12 protein-coding genes are annotated in these 17,635 nt (G+C 40.8%); 8 read left to right on the forward strand and 4 right to left on the reverse strand.

Annotated features, from left to right (window positions below; all coding sequences use genetic code 11):
- A partial coding sequence (locus tag LN995_RS14130; RefSeq protein WP_229961733.1) for a right-handed parallel beta-helix repeat-containing protein occupies window positions 1-1,963 on the reverse strand: 1,963 nt, incomplete at its 3' end.
- Window positions 1,964-2,460: 497 nt separating this feature from the next.
- Between LN995_RS14130 and LN995_RS14135 the strand changes: the two genes are divergently transcribed.
- The 4 genes from LN995_RS14135 (at window position 2,461) to LN995_RS14150 (ending at window position 7,102) form a co-directional block, all read left to right on the forward strand.
- Window positions 2,461-2,694: a hypothetical protein gene (locus LN995_RS14135; RefSeq protein ID WP_229961734.1), complete on the forward strand. Its 234-nt coding sequence runs from the start codon at window positions 2,461-2,463 to the stop codon at window positions 2,692-2,694.
- A gap of 1,199 nt (window positions 2,695-3,893) precedes the next feature.
- The gene (locus LN995_RS14140) at window positions 3,894-4,436 is read left to right on the forward strand and encodes a hypothetical protein (RefSeq protein ID WP_229961735.1); all 543 of its coding nucleotides are present in this window, start codon (window positions 3,894-3,896) and stop codon (window positions 4,434-4,436) included.
- Between the two features lie 12 nt (window positions 4,437-4,448).
- Window positions 4,449-5,612 carry an HTTM domain-containing protein gene (locus LN995_RS14145; protein ID WP_229961736.1) on the forward strand — a complete coding sequence of 388 codons (1,164 nt, stop codon included), beginning with the start codon at window positions 4,449-4,451 and terminating at the stop codon, window positions 5,610-5,612.
- Between the two features lie 50 nt (window positions 5,613-5,662).
- The gene (locus LN995_RS14150; RefSeq protein ID WP_229961737.1) at window positions 5,663-7,102 is read left to right on the forward strand and encodes a phytoene desaturase family protein; all 1,440 of its coding nucleotides are present in this window, start codon (window positions 5,663-5,665) and stop codon (window positions 7,100-7,102) included.
- A gap of 150 nt (window positions 7,103-7,252) precedes the next feature.
- On the opposite strand, the gene LN995_RS14155 is transcribed toward LN995_RS14150, so the two are convergent.
- Window positions 7,253-9,457, reverse strand: coding sequence for a B12-binding domain-containing radical SAM protein (locus LN995_RS14155; RefSeq protein ID WP_229961738.1), 2,205 nt, complete (start codon window positions 9,455-9,457; stop codon window positions 7,253-7,255).
- A 381-nt stretch (window positions 9,458-9,838) separates the two neighbouring features.
- Here LN995_RS14155 and LN995_RS14160 point away from each other — a divergent pair, with 381 nt between their 5' ends.
- Entirely contained in the window at window positions 9,839-10,990 is a 1,152-nt protein-coding gene (locus LN995_RS14160) for an adenylyltransferase/cytidyltransferase family protein (RefSeq protein ID WP_229961739.1), read from the forward strand.
- A 60-nt stretch (window positions 10,991-11,050) separates the two neighbouring features.
- On the opposite strand, the gene LN995_RS14165 is transcribed toward LN995_RS14160, so the two are convergent.
- Complete coding sequence (locus LN995_RS14165) at window positions 11,051-11,278, reverse strand: DUF2798 domain-containing protein (RefSeq protein WP_229961740.1); 228 nt, start codon at window positions 11,276-11,278, stop codon at window positions 11,051-11,053.
- 51 nt (window positions 11,279-11,329) lie between these two features.
- On the reverse strand, window positions 11,330-11,512 hold the full coding sequence (locus tag LN995_RS14170) for a hypothetical protein (protein WP_229961741.1): 183 nt from the start codon (window positions 11,510-11,512) through the stop codon (window positions 11,330-11,332).
- A 163-nt stretch (window positions 11,513-11,675) separates the two neighbouring features.
- Here LN995_RS14170 and LN995_RS14175 point away from each other — a divergent pair, with 163 nt between their 5' ends.
- From LN995_RS14175 to LN995_RS14185, 3 genes are all read left to right on the forward strand, one after another.
- Window positions 11,676-11,984 carry a hypothetical protein gene (locus LN995_RS14175; RefSeq protein ID WP_229961742.1) on the forward strand — a complete coding sequence of 103 codons (309 nt, stop codon included), beginning with the start codon at window positions 11,676-11,678 and terminating at the stop codon, window positions 11,982-11,984.
- A 232-nt stretch (window positions 11,985-12,216) separates the two neighbouring features.
- Window positions 12,217-12,816: a DNA-3-methyladenine glycosylase gene (locus LN995_RS14180; RefSeq protein WP_229961743.1), complete on the forward strand. Its 600-nt coding sequence runs from the start codon at window positions 12,217-12,219 to the stop codon at window positions 12,814-12,816.
- Between the two features lie 329 nt (window positions 12,817-13,145).
- The gene (locus tag LN995_RS14185; RefSeq protein WP_229961744.1) at window positions 13,146-17,312 is read left to right on the forward strand and encodes a two-component regulator propeller domain-containing protein; all 4,167 of its coding nucleotides are present in this window, start codon (window positions 13,146-13,148) and stop codon (window positions 17,310-17,312) included.
- The last annotated feature ends 323 nt before the right edge of the window (window positions 17,313-17,635 follow it).

Consider the following 17,635-nt stretch of genomic DNA (forward strand, 5'->3'; position numbering starts at 1 on the left):
GCAAAATGGTGCCGGTAGCTGAACAAGAGAGAGAAACATCTTGTGCAGGAGATTCTTCTGTTTTAGAAGCCTTCTTTACTTTAAAAGTCTGTTTAACAGGAGTAGCTGCGTAAAAATTGTCATTACCACTTTGTGAAGCCTCTACCTCTACTTTTCCGGTACCCGTTATGGTAAGTTTATCGCCAGAAACTGTGGCAGGGCCAGAAATAATATTATAGCTTATAGGCAGACCAGATGATGCAGAAGCCTCAAGTTTAAAAGGAACATCATTACTGGCTTTATCAGATATAGATTCAAATGTAATGCTCTGGCTATTCTTCTTAACATTATTGGAGCTTTTAATACCCTGAAAAGCTCCAATGCTAACTTCTTTAAGTTGGTTAAGGCTGTTGCCCCAAAAATCTATTTCGCCTATATCAGTTTTGAACTTTGCTTTTAAGTCTAAGCCTTTAGCTACAAGGTTTGATGTTGCTTTTAATTTATAGCTTTTAAGAGTCTTTAACTTTGCCGGATCAGATAAAGTAATACCTGCATTATAGCTTTCAAACTCTGGGTCAGCCATCAATCCTGTAGAGATGCCGTTTACCTCTTCCTGGTTTGTTGTCTTTCTCCAATCTTCCAGATTAGTATAGGTTCTGCCTGTCCAGTAAATTTCTACGTTGCCTTTTTCTGCCCAATAGTTATTCCCTTCAAAACGAATGTCTGCATTGCTTTGTACCCGTACTACTTGCAAATCACCTGTGGTCTGAAAGATGTTATTTCTTACAGTAGCGTTGCTGATTCCACCGCTTTGAACATAGATTGCTTTAGGTGATCCATTCTTTGAAGGAGAGACAAAAACAGTATTATTATAAATCTCAGCATTTTGTATCCCTCCATTTGAACCCGTAGACCAAAGCTGGATGCCTGCATAATCGTTTTTGCGACCATCGTTTTCGCTGATGTTGTACCGAACAATAATGTTTTTCATAGCTGGCGCACCGCTATACTGTGCTAAAAGATAGCCAGCTCCATCATTGTCGTGCGAATAGTTGTACTGCATAATGGAGTTTGTACAGCCTCCGTCCAGGTCAAAGCCTCCGCCGTCTTTTGTGGTGCCTGTATAGTTGTGATGAGACTCGTTGTGCTGAATAACAAGGTTGTTACTGTAGTAACCCCAGATACCTACGGGGCCGCCACTCTTCCAGGCATTCAGCCACCCATTGTTATAAGCTTCACAGTATTCAACAATGCCTCCGTCTACACCCCCTAGCATAATTCCGCTACCGCTGTGGCTATTGCTCTTTGCGGCCAGACCTGAAATGTTAAAGACTTTGCTGTAGCCAACGTAGATGTTTCGGTGTGCAATTACATCATCTGCATAAGATGTAATACCTGCATCTCCGATGTCATGTACAGAGGTGTTGGTGATTGAGATGTCATCGAAACCGCCGGTTTTGCTTCCGCTTCCAATGGATATCCCATGGTACGGAAAATCCGACACCTCAACGTCGTCTACAACTATGTGGCTAAGGCGGGTTCTTGCCATATCCATGTAAATATTAATACCTATTGAGGTTTGGCTACTTGTTCGGCCTGGCCCTTTTATAACCAGGTTTCTAATCTCAATACCCTGTGTGTTGTATATTTGAAACCCTAAGCCTGAACTAAATAGCCCACCATTGGCGTTTATGGTTGCTTTTTTATTACCATAAGAAGCTATAACAATTGGATTTCTAGCGGTTCCCTTATCCTCTGAGGTTAACGCTATTCCTCCATTAAAGGTCTTTCCACCCTCAAAAAGGATAGTGTCTCCAGCATTGAAGTTCATCATGTTAATTTTGAAGGTGCTAGCCCAGGCCTGTTTTTTGGATTTGCCAGAGTTAAAGTCACTTCCAGAAGAGCTGACATAATAAGTTTCAGCATACAGAGAGTTAGCGATCAAGAGTAGAACTAAACATGTGATCACATAGAATTGCTTCATGATATAAGAGAAAAAGTTAATAAAAACAAAATATTGCAGTAGCCTGCTTTGCAGGAGTAGTATTGTACCTTTTAAAGTTTTTCAAAATTATTGAAACTTTTTGCAAAAGAATATTGAAGTGATTTTTTTTGATTGAACGGCTAAAAAATCAATGTATTTAGCTGCTTTTCTTATGTGGAATGATATTTTGCTAATTTTAGAGCATGTATCGCTTATAAGGTATGTTATATTGCTTAATTCTAAATTTATAAAATAATTTATACAGTTGATTGAGGAGACTTTAAGTGTAGATTAAAGAAGTACTAATTGCCTTATTTTATGTGGATTAGCTTATGATGGGAGTGCTACGAAAAGCATCTGATTATGCTGTCTATTTATCAATGAGAATTACAGTCAAAACAATAACTGGTAAAACATCGTATCATGCTTCCTGCCTAAATCGTATCGACAGTTAGAAAGTAGTTTTCTGAGACTGGTATTTAAGATTTAAAAGGCTTATGCGCAGGAGGAAAGGTATTTGGCTGCACGTCTTAGATGTCCTGCAGGAGCAGGAGCCCAAGCTTGAACTGGCTCCTGCTCGACTCCACCACCGCCATGGCCCACCAGCACTCGGCCAGACAAAAAATAAGTTCACAGCGCGTAAGAATAAAAGCAAGCGTAAGGGACATTCCTGCAATGGCCTAATAAAGAAAGCCATGAGGAAAAGAATAGAAAGCAGCTTTCCGAAATAAAGGCTGCTTTCCCTTATACCAAGGGTTTATGATAAAGCTGGTGTGCTTTATTCTGCTTACATTATGGATAGATATTTATCATCACAACTTGGATTAGTTGGATTAGTAAATTTGATAAAGAGCAAAAAGAATCTTGTTTTATTAAGTAATGATTCTGATGTGTTTGTACAAGTAGCCTGATATTTGTGCAGCCTGATAACTAATTTAACTACAGCGGTTGCCTTTGGCTCTACTGTAATTATAATTGATATGGTGTCTGTAATAGAATAATTGTTGATTTAGAGTTGCTAAGTAGAAGTTAAGTCGCAGTAACTGCTGGGTTGCCGGTTACTTGATATTTTTAAAAGTGAAAGATACCATAGGAGGGAGAATATTTGCGTATAGTTTTAGGAGATCTTGTGATATTAAAACTAAGCGGTCTTCTTGCACTTATAACCTTGATTCAAATTGAATAACATCATAAACCAATGCTGTCTTACTTAAGAATGGTGATAGTGTAGTTAAGTTCATAAATATAATTAACGAGACCTCACAAAGTTACATGTAAAAATACTATTGTATATAGGGGCGACTAGTAAGGCTAGAAGTTAGTCTTAAGCAAACAGAGAAATATATGTCTGTAGAGGTAAACGACAGCAGTAGATTATAGTGACACTCCAGCTGGATATTAAGCTGGAGTCATTATGATAATCAATAAAACAAAATTGATCTATATATAAAAATTTGCTAATAAGTTGTGAATGAGTTGTTGAATAGTGTAAGGGTGTAAATATTTATTGTGAAAGTTAGTGATGTTGTACTGCAAGGAGGTTTGAGTACGCTATGACTTGATTATCAATTTATTAATTTATGTTCAAAAACTTGCCTTAAGCTAAATGTTTTTATACTTTGGTGAGAGTATATAATTTAATATACTTAAATATTTATAAATCAGTTAAATATGCTTATTAGAAAAAATGTAACAAACAGATTCGGAAATAGTATATATAAGTTGAATTTTTAGTTCTTAATCCGCGCCTCTCTCCCTTATACATAGTTGTACACTAAACCCTTAACTTGTTAAGCTCTTAAAGCTTAACTGATATCCATCTATTTTTATGAAAGAGTAAAAGAGTATTAGTATAACTGCTCTTTTAGCTTTTGATGTGGAGTTTTGCTTCCTTCTTATTAGGGAGTGAAGTGTACTATGATATTTACGTATGAAAAATAAAAATGTAAGACTACTCTTCTTTATAGTTGGAGTCATTTTTTTTCTGGAGTTAACAATGGCCATGAATTACACAGAGCCTTTTCCTGCAATTCTGTACCCTGGTTTTGCAGATATTCCGCTTGTTAATTCTCCGGTACAGAAACCGAAAATATTCGTTTTTTTCAATGAGAATGACTCGGTAGAAATATCTAAAGACGAATTTTTTTATCATTTATCCGATGTAAACACAAACGTCATATTAAGAGAGAACTTTCGCGCAAGGAAGTCGTTCTTAAACTCCTCGAAAGATCCGAGAGAGTTAGAATTTACTGTTGGGGTAAAAAAGTTTAAGCTTTCTCTGGAAGGGGTAAAAGATAGTAGCAAAATTGAAGATGGTATTTCCTGGACAAAAAAAAGGGCTACAGAAGTGGTAGGAAGAGGTGATATACGCAAACTTGAAGTTCAGTGGTATAGCTACAACTTGTCTGATAATGAAGAAGGTCCTTTGGTTGGCGATGTCTTAATGGAAAAGTTTATTGTACCTTTTAACTGATTGCTTTACGATATGACTTCGTTTTATAATTATATAGATAGAATAATATTCAAATCTTTTATTGTATCAGCAGAGGCCCTAGGCCTTTACAGAATCTTCTTTAGCCTATATTTGCTTATTTTCGGAGTCCCGGTAGTCGTCTGGATTGGGCACTTTTCATCTGCGTTTTATGATCCTCCTATGTTCAGCCTTTCTGGGCTGTTATCTGAGTTCCCAGATTTCTGGTTTCTCATGGTCATAAGTTTGGTGAGTTGTCTGCTACCTATCTTACTGCTATTTGGCTATAAAACACGCTCTGTTTCTATACTTCTTGCTTTATGTATTTTAGTTGAGAAGTCATTTGCGTACTCCTTTGGTAAGATTGATCATGATTTTTTAATGTGGATGATTCCTCTGTTTATGGCTTTTAGCAATTGGGGAATAGCCTTTTCTCTGGATTCCAAGATAGATCCGAAAAATCGTAACAAAGTTGCTGAAAGCTGGCCTATTACTTTATTAGCATTAACACTCTGTTTAGCTATGTTTAGTGCTGGTTTACCTAAGTTAATGGGGGGGTGGTTAGATGTGTCTTCGCAAGCAGTAAGGGGGCATTTTTTAAGAGAATACTACTTTAATGAAAGACAAGATCTTTTAGCGCCGTTGTTTCTTAACCTTGAGTCACCTTTTATTTGGGAAGTGCTGGATTATGCAGGGGTGCTAATGGAGTGCTTATTTCTGTTTGCGCTTGTCAAACCAAACATCTTTAGAGCATTTGTGCTCATAGCAATTGTTTTTCACGTGCTAAATTATTTGCTCTTAAACATTAGCTTTTCTACCAATTATATTCTTTACATGTTGTTTATCGATTGGAAAGCAGTTATTTCATACTTTAGAAGAGTGAATATTTTAAGTAGAGTAGAAGAGTTCATTTCTTTCAAAAGTCTATCCATTATTATGGGACTTCAGGTTTGCTTCTTTCTTTTTTACTTAAGTACTAATTATGAAGCTGTTACCTTGTCTCCTGCTAATTTCCTTTTTGAGCAGGTATTGAATCTTAGTCCTTTAGTAATAAGTGGCTTCATAATGCTTAGTGGCCTGCTTTTATCTTTGGTTAACGCAGTAAACTATATCAAAAAAAATAGCGCTGTCAGAAGAAATAAAATAACAGCAGCTTCACAGGAGTACATTCCGAGTTAACTTGTATAGCTACTTTTGGTGAAAGGAAGTTAAATAAAGAACCTTATTAAATGAGCTACGAGTTTGATGCCGTAGTGGTAGGATCAGGTCCTAATGGGCTTGCTGCAGCCATTGCACTACAACAAAAAGGACTTTCTGTAAAAATATTAGAAGCAAAGCCTACTATTGGGGGAGGAATGCGCTCTATGCCGCTAACCTTGCCAGGATTTATACACGATGTATGTTCTGCTGTGCATCCTATGGGTGTGTATTCCCCTTTTTTCGAAGCGCTTCCTTTACAGGAGTATGGCTTGGAGTGGGTCTACCCGGAGTTTGCCCTGGCGCATCCTTTTGCTGATGGCAAAGCCGCTGTGCTGGCAGGCTCCTTAACAGAAACAGCGCAATCACTCGGCATAGACGGAGAAGCATATATCCGGTTTATGGAGCCTTTAATAAACTCTTGGGACAATATAGGCAAAGACTTGCTGGGACCACTAAAGATTCCAAGTCACCCTTTTGATGCAGCAAAATTTGGTGTGAGTGCTGTCAGTTCGGCAGTAGGGCTGGCAAACAGAAAGTTTAAGGACCAATATGCTAAAGGGCTTCTAGCTGGTTTGGCAGCTCATTCTGTACGACCTTTAGATCATAAAGTTACCTCTGCTATTGGGCTGGTGTTGGCAGTGGTGGGGCATAAATTGGGCTGGCCATTCCCTAAAGGAGGTACACAAAGTTTAGCTGACGCGTTGGCCTCTTACTTTTTAGCTATCGGTGGAAGAATAGAAACCAATCATCGGGTAAAGTCTTTCAGAGAACTGGAGTTTGCAAAGGTAAAGCTTTTCGACCTTACACCTCAGCAGTTATTGAACATGGGTGATCTCAGGTTTCCATCGCTTTATGAGATGCAGCTGAAAAATTACCGGTATGGGCCAGGTATTTTCAAAGTCGATTATGCGCTAAGCGAGCCAGTGCCTTTTAAAGCGGAAGCCTGCAGTAAAGCGGGTACAGTACATATAGGTGGTACTATAGAAGAGATCGCAGAAGCAGAAAAAAGTGTATGGGAGGGGCAGCATCCAGAGAAGCCTTTTATTCTGTTTTCGCAGCATAGTATGTTTGATGCTACCAGAGCTCCCGAAGGCAAACACACAGGCTGGGCTTATTGTCACGTGCCTGCAGGTTCCACAGTGGACATGACGGCAGCTATTGAAAAAAGAATAGAAGTGTTTGCGCCAGGCTTTAGAGATGTGGTGATGGAGCGGCACGTAATGAACACACAAGATTTGCAAATCTACAATCCTAACTACATTCGTGGAGATATAACGGGAGGCGTAACAGATATGTGGCAACTCTTCACCAGGCCCGCTGTACGTGTTTCGCCTTATACTACCCCCCTTTCTGATGTGTACATTTGCTCTTCCTCTACTCCGCCTGGTGCCGGTGTGCATGGCCTGTGTGGCTTTTACGCAGCCCAAAGAGTAGCAAAGGATCATTTTGGTATAAAGTTAACACTTTGATTAAGAACAAGAGGCACTGTGAAAAAAGCTGCGATGTGTGTTGTGTAAATAGACAAACGAAACAAGCTCAGGATAAACGTCACAATCTCACCTCAAATGTTACTTGTAGAGATAGATAGCTTACCAGGGCTGTCTGTTAAGGAGTACCAGCTAAAGTAACAGTAAGTCTTTCTCCCGTAACTCAAACCAGGTAGGGGAGCTTAAAAACTCATCAAAGCTAAGGTGTGCTTCGGCTGGGAAGCTAGCTTCAAGTTGCTTTAAGGTGGTAGCTGCCTGGTTGTCTGGTGTTATCTTCTGTAGTGCATCGAACAGCCATTGTCCTATGACAGCCGTTGTTTTAACCTGATAGTCTTCGGCTTTCTCAAAAAAGGTAAGTAAACAGCGTTCAAGTGTTTGTCCTTTTTTAGCATACATTGTAAACTCTATTTCCGGAACTCCCCCTAACCAAAGCACACGGGCATTTCTTCGTACTGCATCTGGCTTGGGCGCCTGTTGAATGGCATTATAAATCAAATCTGGGCGATGTTTTGTGCGTGGCACCTTAAAATCGAACCAGAATGATAAAGGTTGTTCTAAAGCAACACCATGCATGTAGTTGTAAATGGCCTTGGCTAGTCCTGGGCCAAACATTTCATGATCTGTACCTTGCGGGTCTTCATGCCACAGGTCGTTGTTGGCAAAAGGGCCTTCTTCGGGACCGACCTTTACCACTCCATACTTCTCAGGGTTTTTACCCACCGGGCTATGTGCCGTCATGCTAAAGCGGTGCCAGTAACCGGATTGAATCACATTGTTTATAAATAGCTGCCGGACTACCTCTAAAGAATCTACTGTTTCCTGGGCTGTTTCTGTCGGGAAGCCATACATCAGGTAAGCGTGTACCATTATACCTGCCTGCGTAAAGGCATCGGTTACCCGGGCGACCTGCTCTATACTAACACCTTTCTCCATTAGTTCCAGTAACCGATCTGAGGCTACTTCCAAACCTCCCGATACAGCTATGCAGCCAGAGGCGGCTAACAAGCGGCACAAGTCAGGGGTAAAGGTTTTTTCAAAGCGGATATTTCCCCACCAGGATATTTTCACGCCACGGCGGATAAGCTCAATAGCCATATCCCGGAGAGGGGCAGGAGGGGCCGCTTCATCCACAAAATGAAAGCCTGTCTGACCTGTCTGGGCAATAATCTGCTCCATACGGTCTACCAGTAACGTGGCGGGAGCAACATCATAACGGTTAATATAATCTAATGTAATATCGCAGAAGGAGCAGCGTTTCCAGTAGCAGCCATGGGCTATGGTGAGCTTATTCCAACGCCCATCGCTCCAGAGGCGATGCATCGGGTTTATCACGTCTATTACCGAAAGGTATTTCTGCAGTGGCAGATCGCTGTAGTCAGGTGTGCCTATTTCTGTGTGTGGCACATTCGAATCAGAGCAGTTATTAATGTACGTCACCTCGCCGTTTACTAAGGCAAAAGCTCGCTGCAACTGCTCTAGTGGCCTTTGCCTCTGCAGATGCTCCAACAGTTTCAGCCAAGGGCCTTCGCCATCATCTAAGGTGACAAAATCTATATACTTAAACAGGCGAGGCTCCCGTAGGCTACGTAGTTCTGTGTTAGGATAGCCGCCGCCCATCATCGTTTTTATGTGTGGGTACTTTTGCTTAATGTACTGTGCCAGCCGCAGACCGCCATAAACATTGCCAGGAAATGGTATAGAAAACCCAACTACTCCCGGCTGTGCTTTTTGTAAGTGTTCTTCTAATAGCTCCAGTAATATTTCATCTATCAGGTTTGGCGTTTCCTGTAATGCGTTTTCCAGTGGGTCAAAAGTAGTAGCCGACATGGCCAGCTTATCAGCATAGCGGCTGAAAGCAAAGTAAGGGCAAATGGTGTCCTTTATCAGGTCTCCCAAGTCTTCTAAATATAAGGTTGCCAGGTAACGTGCCCTGTCGGTAATACCCATGCTGCCAAAGGCCCAGTCAATGTCTTCTACCTGGTCAAAACGGGAGGCCTCTGGCAAAAAGCGGCTATAGCTGATTTGCTGCGCTAAGGTGCTGTCCTGGTTCTGCAGAAAGCGGATAACTGGCTCTATTGTTTGCAGGTATTCCCGCTTTAGCCGTAGCATGCGCAGACTATTATCTGAGAACTCAAAATCACCTTCTTCAATAGCTGAGAAAATCCGTTGTAAGCCCGCTTTGGAAAACATGCATAACACCAACTCTATGCCCAAGTCTGCTTGCCTAACCTTGTAACCACGTCCTGACAGAAAACCCTTTAGATAGGCAGTTGCCGGATAAGGTGTATTAAGTTGTGTAAGAGGCGGTGTTATAAGTAGTATGTTCGGGTTTTCCAAAGCGTAAAGTTTAATCAAACTAGAAGGTATCTGTAATTGCAACGCAAAAGTATAGATTCTGCCGCTATAAATACGATGATTGTTCAATCTTCAACAGCGGGTGCGGAATGCTGGTTCAGCATTGATCAGAATATTTTAAAAGAATGACAGCTTTACCTATAGGTTAAAATAACCGCTAAGTCTGTTAAACCTGATTGAAAAAAGGAAACAAGTTTTATTTATCTTTAGTATCAGGAGCATCAGACAATATAGATATACCATTTTAACCAAAGGCACTCATTAGGTGTCTTGCTAATACTGTTAAGATATTCTGGTGCTTATTCCTTATTGTCTATAGTCTCTAAAATACTTGCTACACCCTTTTGTATGAGTGATTCAGTTATGGAAAAGAAAAGAAAAGTAATGGTGACCGGCTGCTTTGATTTGTTGCACAGCGGGCACATTGCTTTCTTGAAAGAAGCCGCCTCCTATGGTGACTTGCATGTATGCATTGGCAACGATGAAAATGTGTATCAGCTGAAAGGGCGCTACCCGGTAAACTCCCAGGAGGAACGACGGTACATGATCGAAGCGCTTGCCTGCACTACCAGTTGCCACGTAAATAAAGGATATGGCATTATAGACTTTTTGCAAGAGCTGGACGAGGTGCAGCCGGATATTTTCGTAGTGAATGAGGATGGAGCTACACCGGCCAAAGCAGAGATATGTAGGCAGCGTAATATAGAATATAAAGTTTCGCATCGTATCCCGCACGAGAATCTGCCAGCCAGAAGTACTACCAGCTTACGGACAGAATGTATTATTCCTTTCCGGATTGATTTGGCGGGTGGTTGGCTGGACCAGCCTTGGGTATCTAAATACCACCCGGGGCCAGTTCTGACTATTTCTATAGAGCCTACCATTAATTTTAATAACCGGAGCGGCATGGCTTCCAGTACACGTAACAAAGCCCTGGAGCTCTGGCGTACAGCTATTCCGTCAGGTGACCGCGAGAAGCTGGCTAAAGTTTTGTTTACTTATGAAAATCCTCCCGGAACAAAAGAAGTGGCCGGTTCACAGGATGCCTTAGGTATTGTGCTTCCAGGCTTAAACCGCCTGTACTACAACGGTAGTTATTGGCCTGAGCAAATTGAGTCTGTGCACGAAGATGACATATTAGACTGGCTGGAAGAGCACCTGTACCTGGTTACCTTAGGCCCCAGAACTTCAGGGTATGTCGTTCTGGAAAATACTAATTTAAGCGCAGAGGGTGCCGGGGCACTGGCTGATGCAGCAGAAAGTTGCTGGGAAGCCATCAGGAAAAAAGACATCAAAGCCTTTGGTGATAGCTTCCGGAGATCTTTTGAGGCACAGGTTAACATGTTCCCAAATATGGTTGATGAGCAAATTATGAAGCAGATAAATGTTTATACCGATAAAGCAGCAGGTTGGAAACTAAGTGGGGCTGGTGGTGGTGGATACATTATATTGGTAGCTGAACAGCCCATAGAAAACGCTATCAAGATAAAAGTGCGTCGGAGAGATGATACATAGCCCAGTTGTTTGGCTATTAGCAGGTAAACGATAAAGGAGGACTGGTTTTTCAATCCTCCTTTATCGTTTACCTGCAATTTTATTAACACCATAGCTTACACCAGGTACAATGGCCACCACGGTCACTGAAATCAAAACAAAGAACACGAAGAATGTACGAAGCCAGCGGGTAAAGAAATCAGAGGTGAAACCGAATGTGTAAATTTCCAGCGCAGATCCTAATAACACGCTGATAAGAGCAAGCCAGATAAGCTTTTGTTTTAGTTTCAGATTTAAAGGCTTCTTCATAAAGGACTACTAAAGTGGCAAAGGTACAATAAGTACAGCTAAACCAAGGAACTAGGCATGTCCTTTTTCTGCCTCTTCGTCCTCAGAAAGGGTGTTCTGCTCAGTTGTTTTCGGTGTGCCAGGCGCTTCAGACTGTGGCGGTGCTGAGGGAGTGCCCTGTTTTACTTTCTCTACATCAGAGGAGCTGTCTTTTGTGCTTTGCTGTAAAGGTTCTTGATTTTTGTTCTGTTTCATAGCGTTGTCTTTTAAAGGTGAACTTGTATATTTCATTTACGAGAACCGGAGCGCATTGATACTTTTCTAACTCTAAGTAACCCTCAGACGTACATTTATAAACCTGCCATAAGCTAGCGGCCTATGGCTCGTACATGTTTAACAAGGAAATATAAATGCGGATATGAAAGCACATAAGATAAAATCGATTATACTGGCATTGGTGGTAACTACTGTTACGGGTGCTGGCTTAGCATCTTGTAACAAGGGAACAGAACCAGGCGAAACAAATGTTGAGCGCAGTACTTTAAGGGAAACGGAACCACAGGAAAACAATTACAGCCAGGGTAGCGAAACTGATACTACTGACATGGAAAGGTTTTATGATCATGCCGACCATGAAAACCATGATGATAATGTAAATGGAGGTGGAGCAGTGCTTTCCGGAGACGGTAAGACCTCTGGCGTAGAACGGGATGATGTTAACCAATAGATAATATTTAGAAGGATCACACACAAAAGCCTGTCTCCGAGAAAAGACAGGCTTTTGTGTGTGATCCTTGTTTGGCCTAAAACATTATGAGCCTTTCTATTTATGTAGCGTATGTGCGCCTACTGTAGTAAATAATAATGTGGAAATAAAAGTTCTACGACCTCTTGTTTAACTCTTCTTTTACTGATATCGTACACCTCCTCTCAAATACTTAAAGAAGACAAACAAAAACGTGAAGCTGCCCTTATCGTTCTATACCCGGCCAGATGTGGTACAAATTGCACAGGAATTGCTGGGGAAGTACTTGTACACGAACCACAATGGCATTATTACAAGTGGCATGATCGTAGAAACAGAAGCTTACTCTGGTGAAAACGACCGTGCCTGCCATGCACACCTTAACCGCCGTACCAAGCGCACTGAAATAATGTATCATGAAGGTGGAGTGGCTTATGTGTACCTGATCTACGGCATATATCACCTGTTCAACATCATCACCAACAAAAAAGATAAAGCCGACGCCGTGCTGATACGGGCCGTTGAGCCGGAGACAGGAGTAGAGGAAATGCTGCTGCGCCGGAACATGGCAGATGCAAAGCCTAACCTTACCGCAGGCCCGGGAGTGTTGAGTATCGCTTTAGGAATAGATAAAAGCCTGTACGGTGCTGACTTGACAGGTGACGCTATTTGGGTAGAAAATAAAGGCTCTGATGTTGCTGCTGAAAACATAGCAGCTGGTCCGCGAATAGGTGTTGACTATGCTGGTGATGATGCGTTATTGCCTTGGCGCTTCTGGATTAGAGGGAATAAGTGGGTAAGCAAGAAAAGGTGAAAGATACAGTAACTTCTTTAATATGCTTTTTTAGTTGATTACAAATTATTCAATTTCTATGTACCTACCTGTTGGCAAATCAGAGCAACTTTAAAGTATGTTAGATTCATGTTGTGGCAGTAGCAACCTTTGCCGGTGTAGGTTATTAACAAAGTATCCTGCTTAATTTATAATATTATTTCTTATATTGCTAACAAATGGTTGTTTCAAATAATGTTGTCGATGCATTTTTAATGCTTTATCCCCTATAGGCTTATATCAGGGGCGACTTAAAGGAGAATTGTAAGGTTTTATACATTATTTGTAGTAACTCCAGGTTAACAGAGGTTATGGGTTCTAAAAAGCTGATATTACTGGCATTGTTCTTAATAAGTAGGGTTGCAGATGCGTGGGCTGTTACCATAGCCGAGCAATACAACTTTTCGCTAATCGACATAAACGGTGGACTTTCTCATGATCAGGTTAAGTGCTTTTTAAAAGATAGCAGAGGGTATTTATGGATAGGTACTGCTGCCGGGCTTAACCGCTATGACGGATACAAACTAAAAGTATTCAAGTATAATTCTAACGATTCCTGCTCCGTTATTGGGAATAATATTACAAAACTGTTTGAAGGGCCAGAAGGGAAAATATGGGTACAGACGACCATGGGTACCAGTGTCTATAACCCCAAAACAGAAAAGTTCTATAACAAGCCTGAAAATTTTGTAAAGCAATACAATTTACCCGCAGGTGCTGCTGTGGAAGATATAGTAAAAGACAAAAAAGGGAACTTTTGGTTTATCAGCACAGGCCAGGGCATAACTAAATACAACCCCGCCAACAACAGCTCTGTAACCCTTACACATTCTACCTCCGGCAAAGGCTCTATTAGCAGTAACCATGTCTCGGCTATAGGGCAGAGTTCCAGCGGAGACCTATGGGTTGTTCATCAGAATGGAGTGTTTGAGAAACTGGATGTGAAAACCCTTAAAGTGGTGGAGCGATGTGATAAGATATATAAAAAAGCCTACCAGAAACTATTCAGCTATAGTTTAACAGTTGATAGTGATGATGATTTATGGATACATTCATCAGATAACCCGGTGGGCGTATTCTATTACAAAGAAGCCACACAGTCTCTCTCTCACTTCCATAAGAACTCTGCCCAGCTGCAGTTGAACAACAACCTGGCAAGAGGTATAGTAGAAAGTGAAAAAGGGACCATTTGGATTGGGACTGACCATGGCGGGATTAATGTAATCAATAAGAAGGGGCTAACGGTTCATTACATTAACCATAACAGTGAAGTAGACCGAAGCCTTGCCCATAATAGTATCAACACGTTGTACAAAGACAGTGAGGGGATTATCTGGATTGGCACTTTTAAGAAAGGCGTAAACTATTATCATAAGAATATTATCCGGTTCCCGCATTTCAAGTATCGGACTTCTATAAAAGAGAGCCTTCCTTTTGATGATGTGAATACATTTGTAGAAGACGAGAAAGGAAACTTGTGGATTGGTACCAACGGCGGTGGTTTGGTGTACATGGATAGAGCAACCGGTACCTTTAGCAGTTACAGGCATGATGCTGGTGATGATAACAGTATTTCAAGCGATGTTATTGTGACCTTATTATTAGATAAGAACAAGCAGCTGTGGATTGGCACCTACCTGGGTGGCCTAGATAAGTTTGACGGCAAAAAATTTACGCACTACAAAAACGACCCGAAGAACCCGCACAGCCTGTCTGATGATAGTGTTTGGGAATTATTTGAGGATTCTAAAGGTAACTTATGGGTAGGCACATTGCATGGAGGCCTAGAACTTTTTGATCCTTTGAAGGATAGGTTTCGCCACTCTAAGGTTAATGGAGGAGAGTTTCCTGTGCATTGCAATTACCTTTCTTCCATTGCCGAAGATAGGCATGGTAATATGTGGATTGGCGGTGGTTATGGTTTAGATGTGCTGAACAAAGAAACAGGCAAAAGCACCTTCTTCTCGCATGAGCCTGAAAACCCAAAGAGCCTGATCAGCAATAATATTACGTCTATTCATAGAGATAAAAACAATAATATTTGGATAGGTACTACCGAAGGATTAGACCTTTATGATGAGAAGAAAAATGTCTTTCATCATTTTACTGTTAATGATGGCTTACCAAGCAATACTATAGTTTCCATATTAGAAGATGATAAAAGTAATTTATGGCTTAGCACCTCTAATGGTTTATCGAACCTGATTTTAAAGAATAAAGAAGAGAGCATTGATAAGCTTAGCGTAGGTTTTAGAAATTATGATGAGTTGGATGGTTTGCAGGGAAAAGCTTTTAATGAAAATGCCGCTTACAGAACCAGCAGAGGAGAATTAATATTTGGAGGCTCTAACGGTTTTAATCTGTTTTACCCAGGCAGCTTAAGTAAAAACAAGACAGCTCCAAAAGTGGTACTGTCAGACCTGCAGTTGTTTAACAAAAGTGTTGAAGTAGGTGAGGATGCGAATGGCAGGGCTATTCTTTCAAAATCTTTATATGAAACAAAGAGTATCACCTTAAAGCATGATGAAAATGCTTTTTCCATTGAGTTCGCAGCACTTAACTTCTTTCATCCCGAGAAAAACAATTATAAATACAAGCTCGAAGGCTTCGATAAAAAATGGCATGCAGCTACGGACGGTATCAGAAAAGCGACCTATACTAACCTTGACCCCGGAGAGTATGTTTTTAGAGTTATAGCTTCTAATAATGATGATGTCTGGAATGAAGAGGGTGTTAGCCTTAAAATAACTGTGCTGGCCCCTTTTTGGAGAACAAACATGGCTTATGCTCTATATGTATTGTTTGCTCTTGCAATACTTGTAGTTATTAGAAAAGTGGAGCTGCAAAAGGCCAGGATGAACTTTTTGCTGGAGCAGGAGCGAAGAGAGTCGCGCCACATGCATGAGCTTGACCTGATGAAAATAAGGTTCTTCACAAACGTGAGCCATGAGTTCAGAACACCCTTAACACTTATACTGGCTCCGATAGAAAAGCTGCTTAAAAACACGAAAGACCCTGATCAGCGGAAGCAGTTTGAAATGATTGACCGGAATGCCAGGCGGCTGCTAAATCTTGTGAACCAGCTTTTAGATTTCAGGAAGCTGGAGGTAGAAGATGTTAAGCTATATCTCTCGGAAGGAAACATTGTGAAGTTCATCAAAGAGTCTGTGAACTCTTTCACGGATCTTTCTGATAAGAAGAAGATCACGCTGTCGTTTAACTCAGGCATAGAGGAACTTCAGGCCTCTTTTGATATGGATAAGCTGGGGAAAATACTGTTTAACTTATTATCAAATGCTTTTAAGTTTACGCCGGACAATGGCAGAATAGATGTGAATGTAAACTGTTTCGACAATGATTCTTCTTCTGAGGGTATAAAAATACTGGAGATCAAAGTAAAAGACACTGGTATTGGTATACCTAAAGAAAAACATGAGAAGATTTTTGAGCGGTTTTTTACAAGTGAGGTGCCTAATAGTGTTTTAAATCAGGGAAGCGGTATCGGTCTGGCTATAACACAAGAATTTGTTAAAATACATGGAGGTATGATAACCGTAGATAGCGAGCCGGAGAAAGGCAGCTGCTTTACGGTTACATTGCCTGTAAAAGAAATAGCCTCTTCTGGTACACTTGCTAAGCTTATTAATGAGTCTGAAGAAGAACTAGTATTAGATAAATCCGAGCCTCCTGTTACTGCTAAAGGCTTTGATAATGTGCCGGTTGTTTTGCTGGTGGAAGACAATGAAGACTTCCGGCTTTACCTAAAAGACAGTTTAGGAGAGTACTTTTCTATTATTGAAGCTAAAAATGGGCAGGAAGGATGGCAGAAAGCTTTGGCTTGTATGCCCGATCTGATTATAAGCGATTTAATGATGCCGGAGTTGAATGGCATTGACTTCTGTAAGAAGATTAAGAAAGACCAACGCACGGCACATATTCCATTTGTGCTGCTAACGGCACATAAAGCAGAAGAAGTGAAACTGAAAGGGCTGGATATAGGGGCAAATGATTTTATTTCGAAACCTTTTAACTTTGAAATGCTCCTGTCCCGAACAAGGAATCTTATTTCACAGCGCCAGCTATTGCAAAAGGCCTACGGGAAGAAAATCAGTGTAGAAACCAGTAAAACAAATATTGTATCTCTTGACGATAAGCTTATCCAGAACGCTATAAAAGTAGTAGAGGATAATCTTTCTGATTCTGATTTCTCGGTGGAAGCTCTAAGTAAAGAATTAGGAATGAGCAGGGTACATCTATATAAAAAGGTTGTCGCCCTGACAGGAACCTCCCCAATTGAATTTATCCGGAAAATCAGGCTTCAGCGGGCCATTCAGCTTCTCGAGGAGAGTCAGCTTACTATAGCCGAGGTAGCCTACCAGGTAGGCTTTAATAACCGGAAGTATTTTACCAAGTATTTTAAAGAAGAGTATAAGGTGCTACCGTCTGTATACCTGGAAAGAAAGAAGAATGAAGTCTAGTACTTCAGCAGTAGTCGGTAAAAGTAAAAAGCAAAGCTATGAAAGGCTCGGTAAGCTCTTTAGGAGGAACTGTAACAACTGCTTTCTTCTTGTGCTATTCGTTTCTATCTAAGCTCTACTCCTGATACTTACAAGGTGCAAATTTGCTGGAAAACAATATGTGACCGCACGTACTACAGTTAACAAAATATGCCTGTGATCTTATGTTAAATATGCTATACGATGTATTTATGGCATGTTTTCGTCTTTTGTTAACACGAAAGACATACATCAGAAACATTTGATACCCCTTACTAAGTAAAGCCTTGCCTATATTTGTTGAC

Origin of the sequence: Pontibacter silvestris, from assembly GCF_020907275.1 — a bacterium.
GTDB classification, from domain to species: domain Bacteria; phylum Bacteroidota; class Bacteroidia; order Cytophagales; family Hymenobacteraceae; genus Pontibacter; species Pontibacter silvestris.

Excerpts from the sequence above, each read along its gene's own strand:
- LN995_RS14150 (WP_229961737.1), top strand. The coding sequence starts at position 5,663 with ATGAGCTACGAGTTTGATGCCGTAGTGGTAGGATCAGGTCCTAATGGG.
- LN995_RS14175 (WP_229961742.1), top strand. The coding sequence starts at position 11,676 with ATGAAAGCACATAAGATAAAATCGATTATACTGGCATTGGTGGTAACT.
- LN995_RS14140 (WP_229961735.1), top strand. The coding sequence starts at position 3,894 with ATGAAAAATAAAAATGTAAGACTACTCTTCTTTATAGTTGGAGTCATT.
- LN995_RS14145 (WP_229961736.1), top strand. The coding sequence starts at position 4,449 with ATGACTTCGTTTTATAATTATATAGATAGAATAATATTCAAATCTTTT.
- LN995_RS14165 (WP_229961740.1), bottom strand. The coding sequence starts at position 11,278 with ATGAAGAAGCCTTTAAATCTGAAACTAAAACAAAAGCTTATCTGGCTT.
- LN995_RS14185 (WP_229961744.1), top strand. The coding sequence starts at position 13,146 with ATGGGTTCTAAAAAGCTGATATTACTGGCATTGTTCTTAATAAGTAGG.
- LN995_RS14135 (WP_229961734.1), top strand. The coding sequence starts at position 2,461 with ATGCGCAGGAGGAAAGGTATTTGGCTGCACGTCTTAGATGTCCTGCAG.
- LN995_RS14160 (WP_229961739.1), top strand. The coding sequence starts at position 9,839 with ATGGAAAAGAAAAGAAAAGTAATGGTGACCGGCTGCTTTGATTTGTTG.
- LN995_RS14170 (WP_229961741.1), bottom strand. The coding sequence starts at position 11,512 with ATGAAACAGAACAAAAATCAAGAACCTTTACAGCAAAGCACAAAAGAC.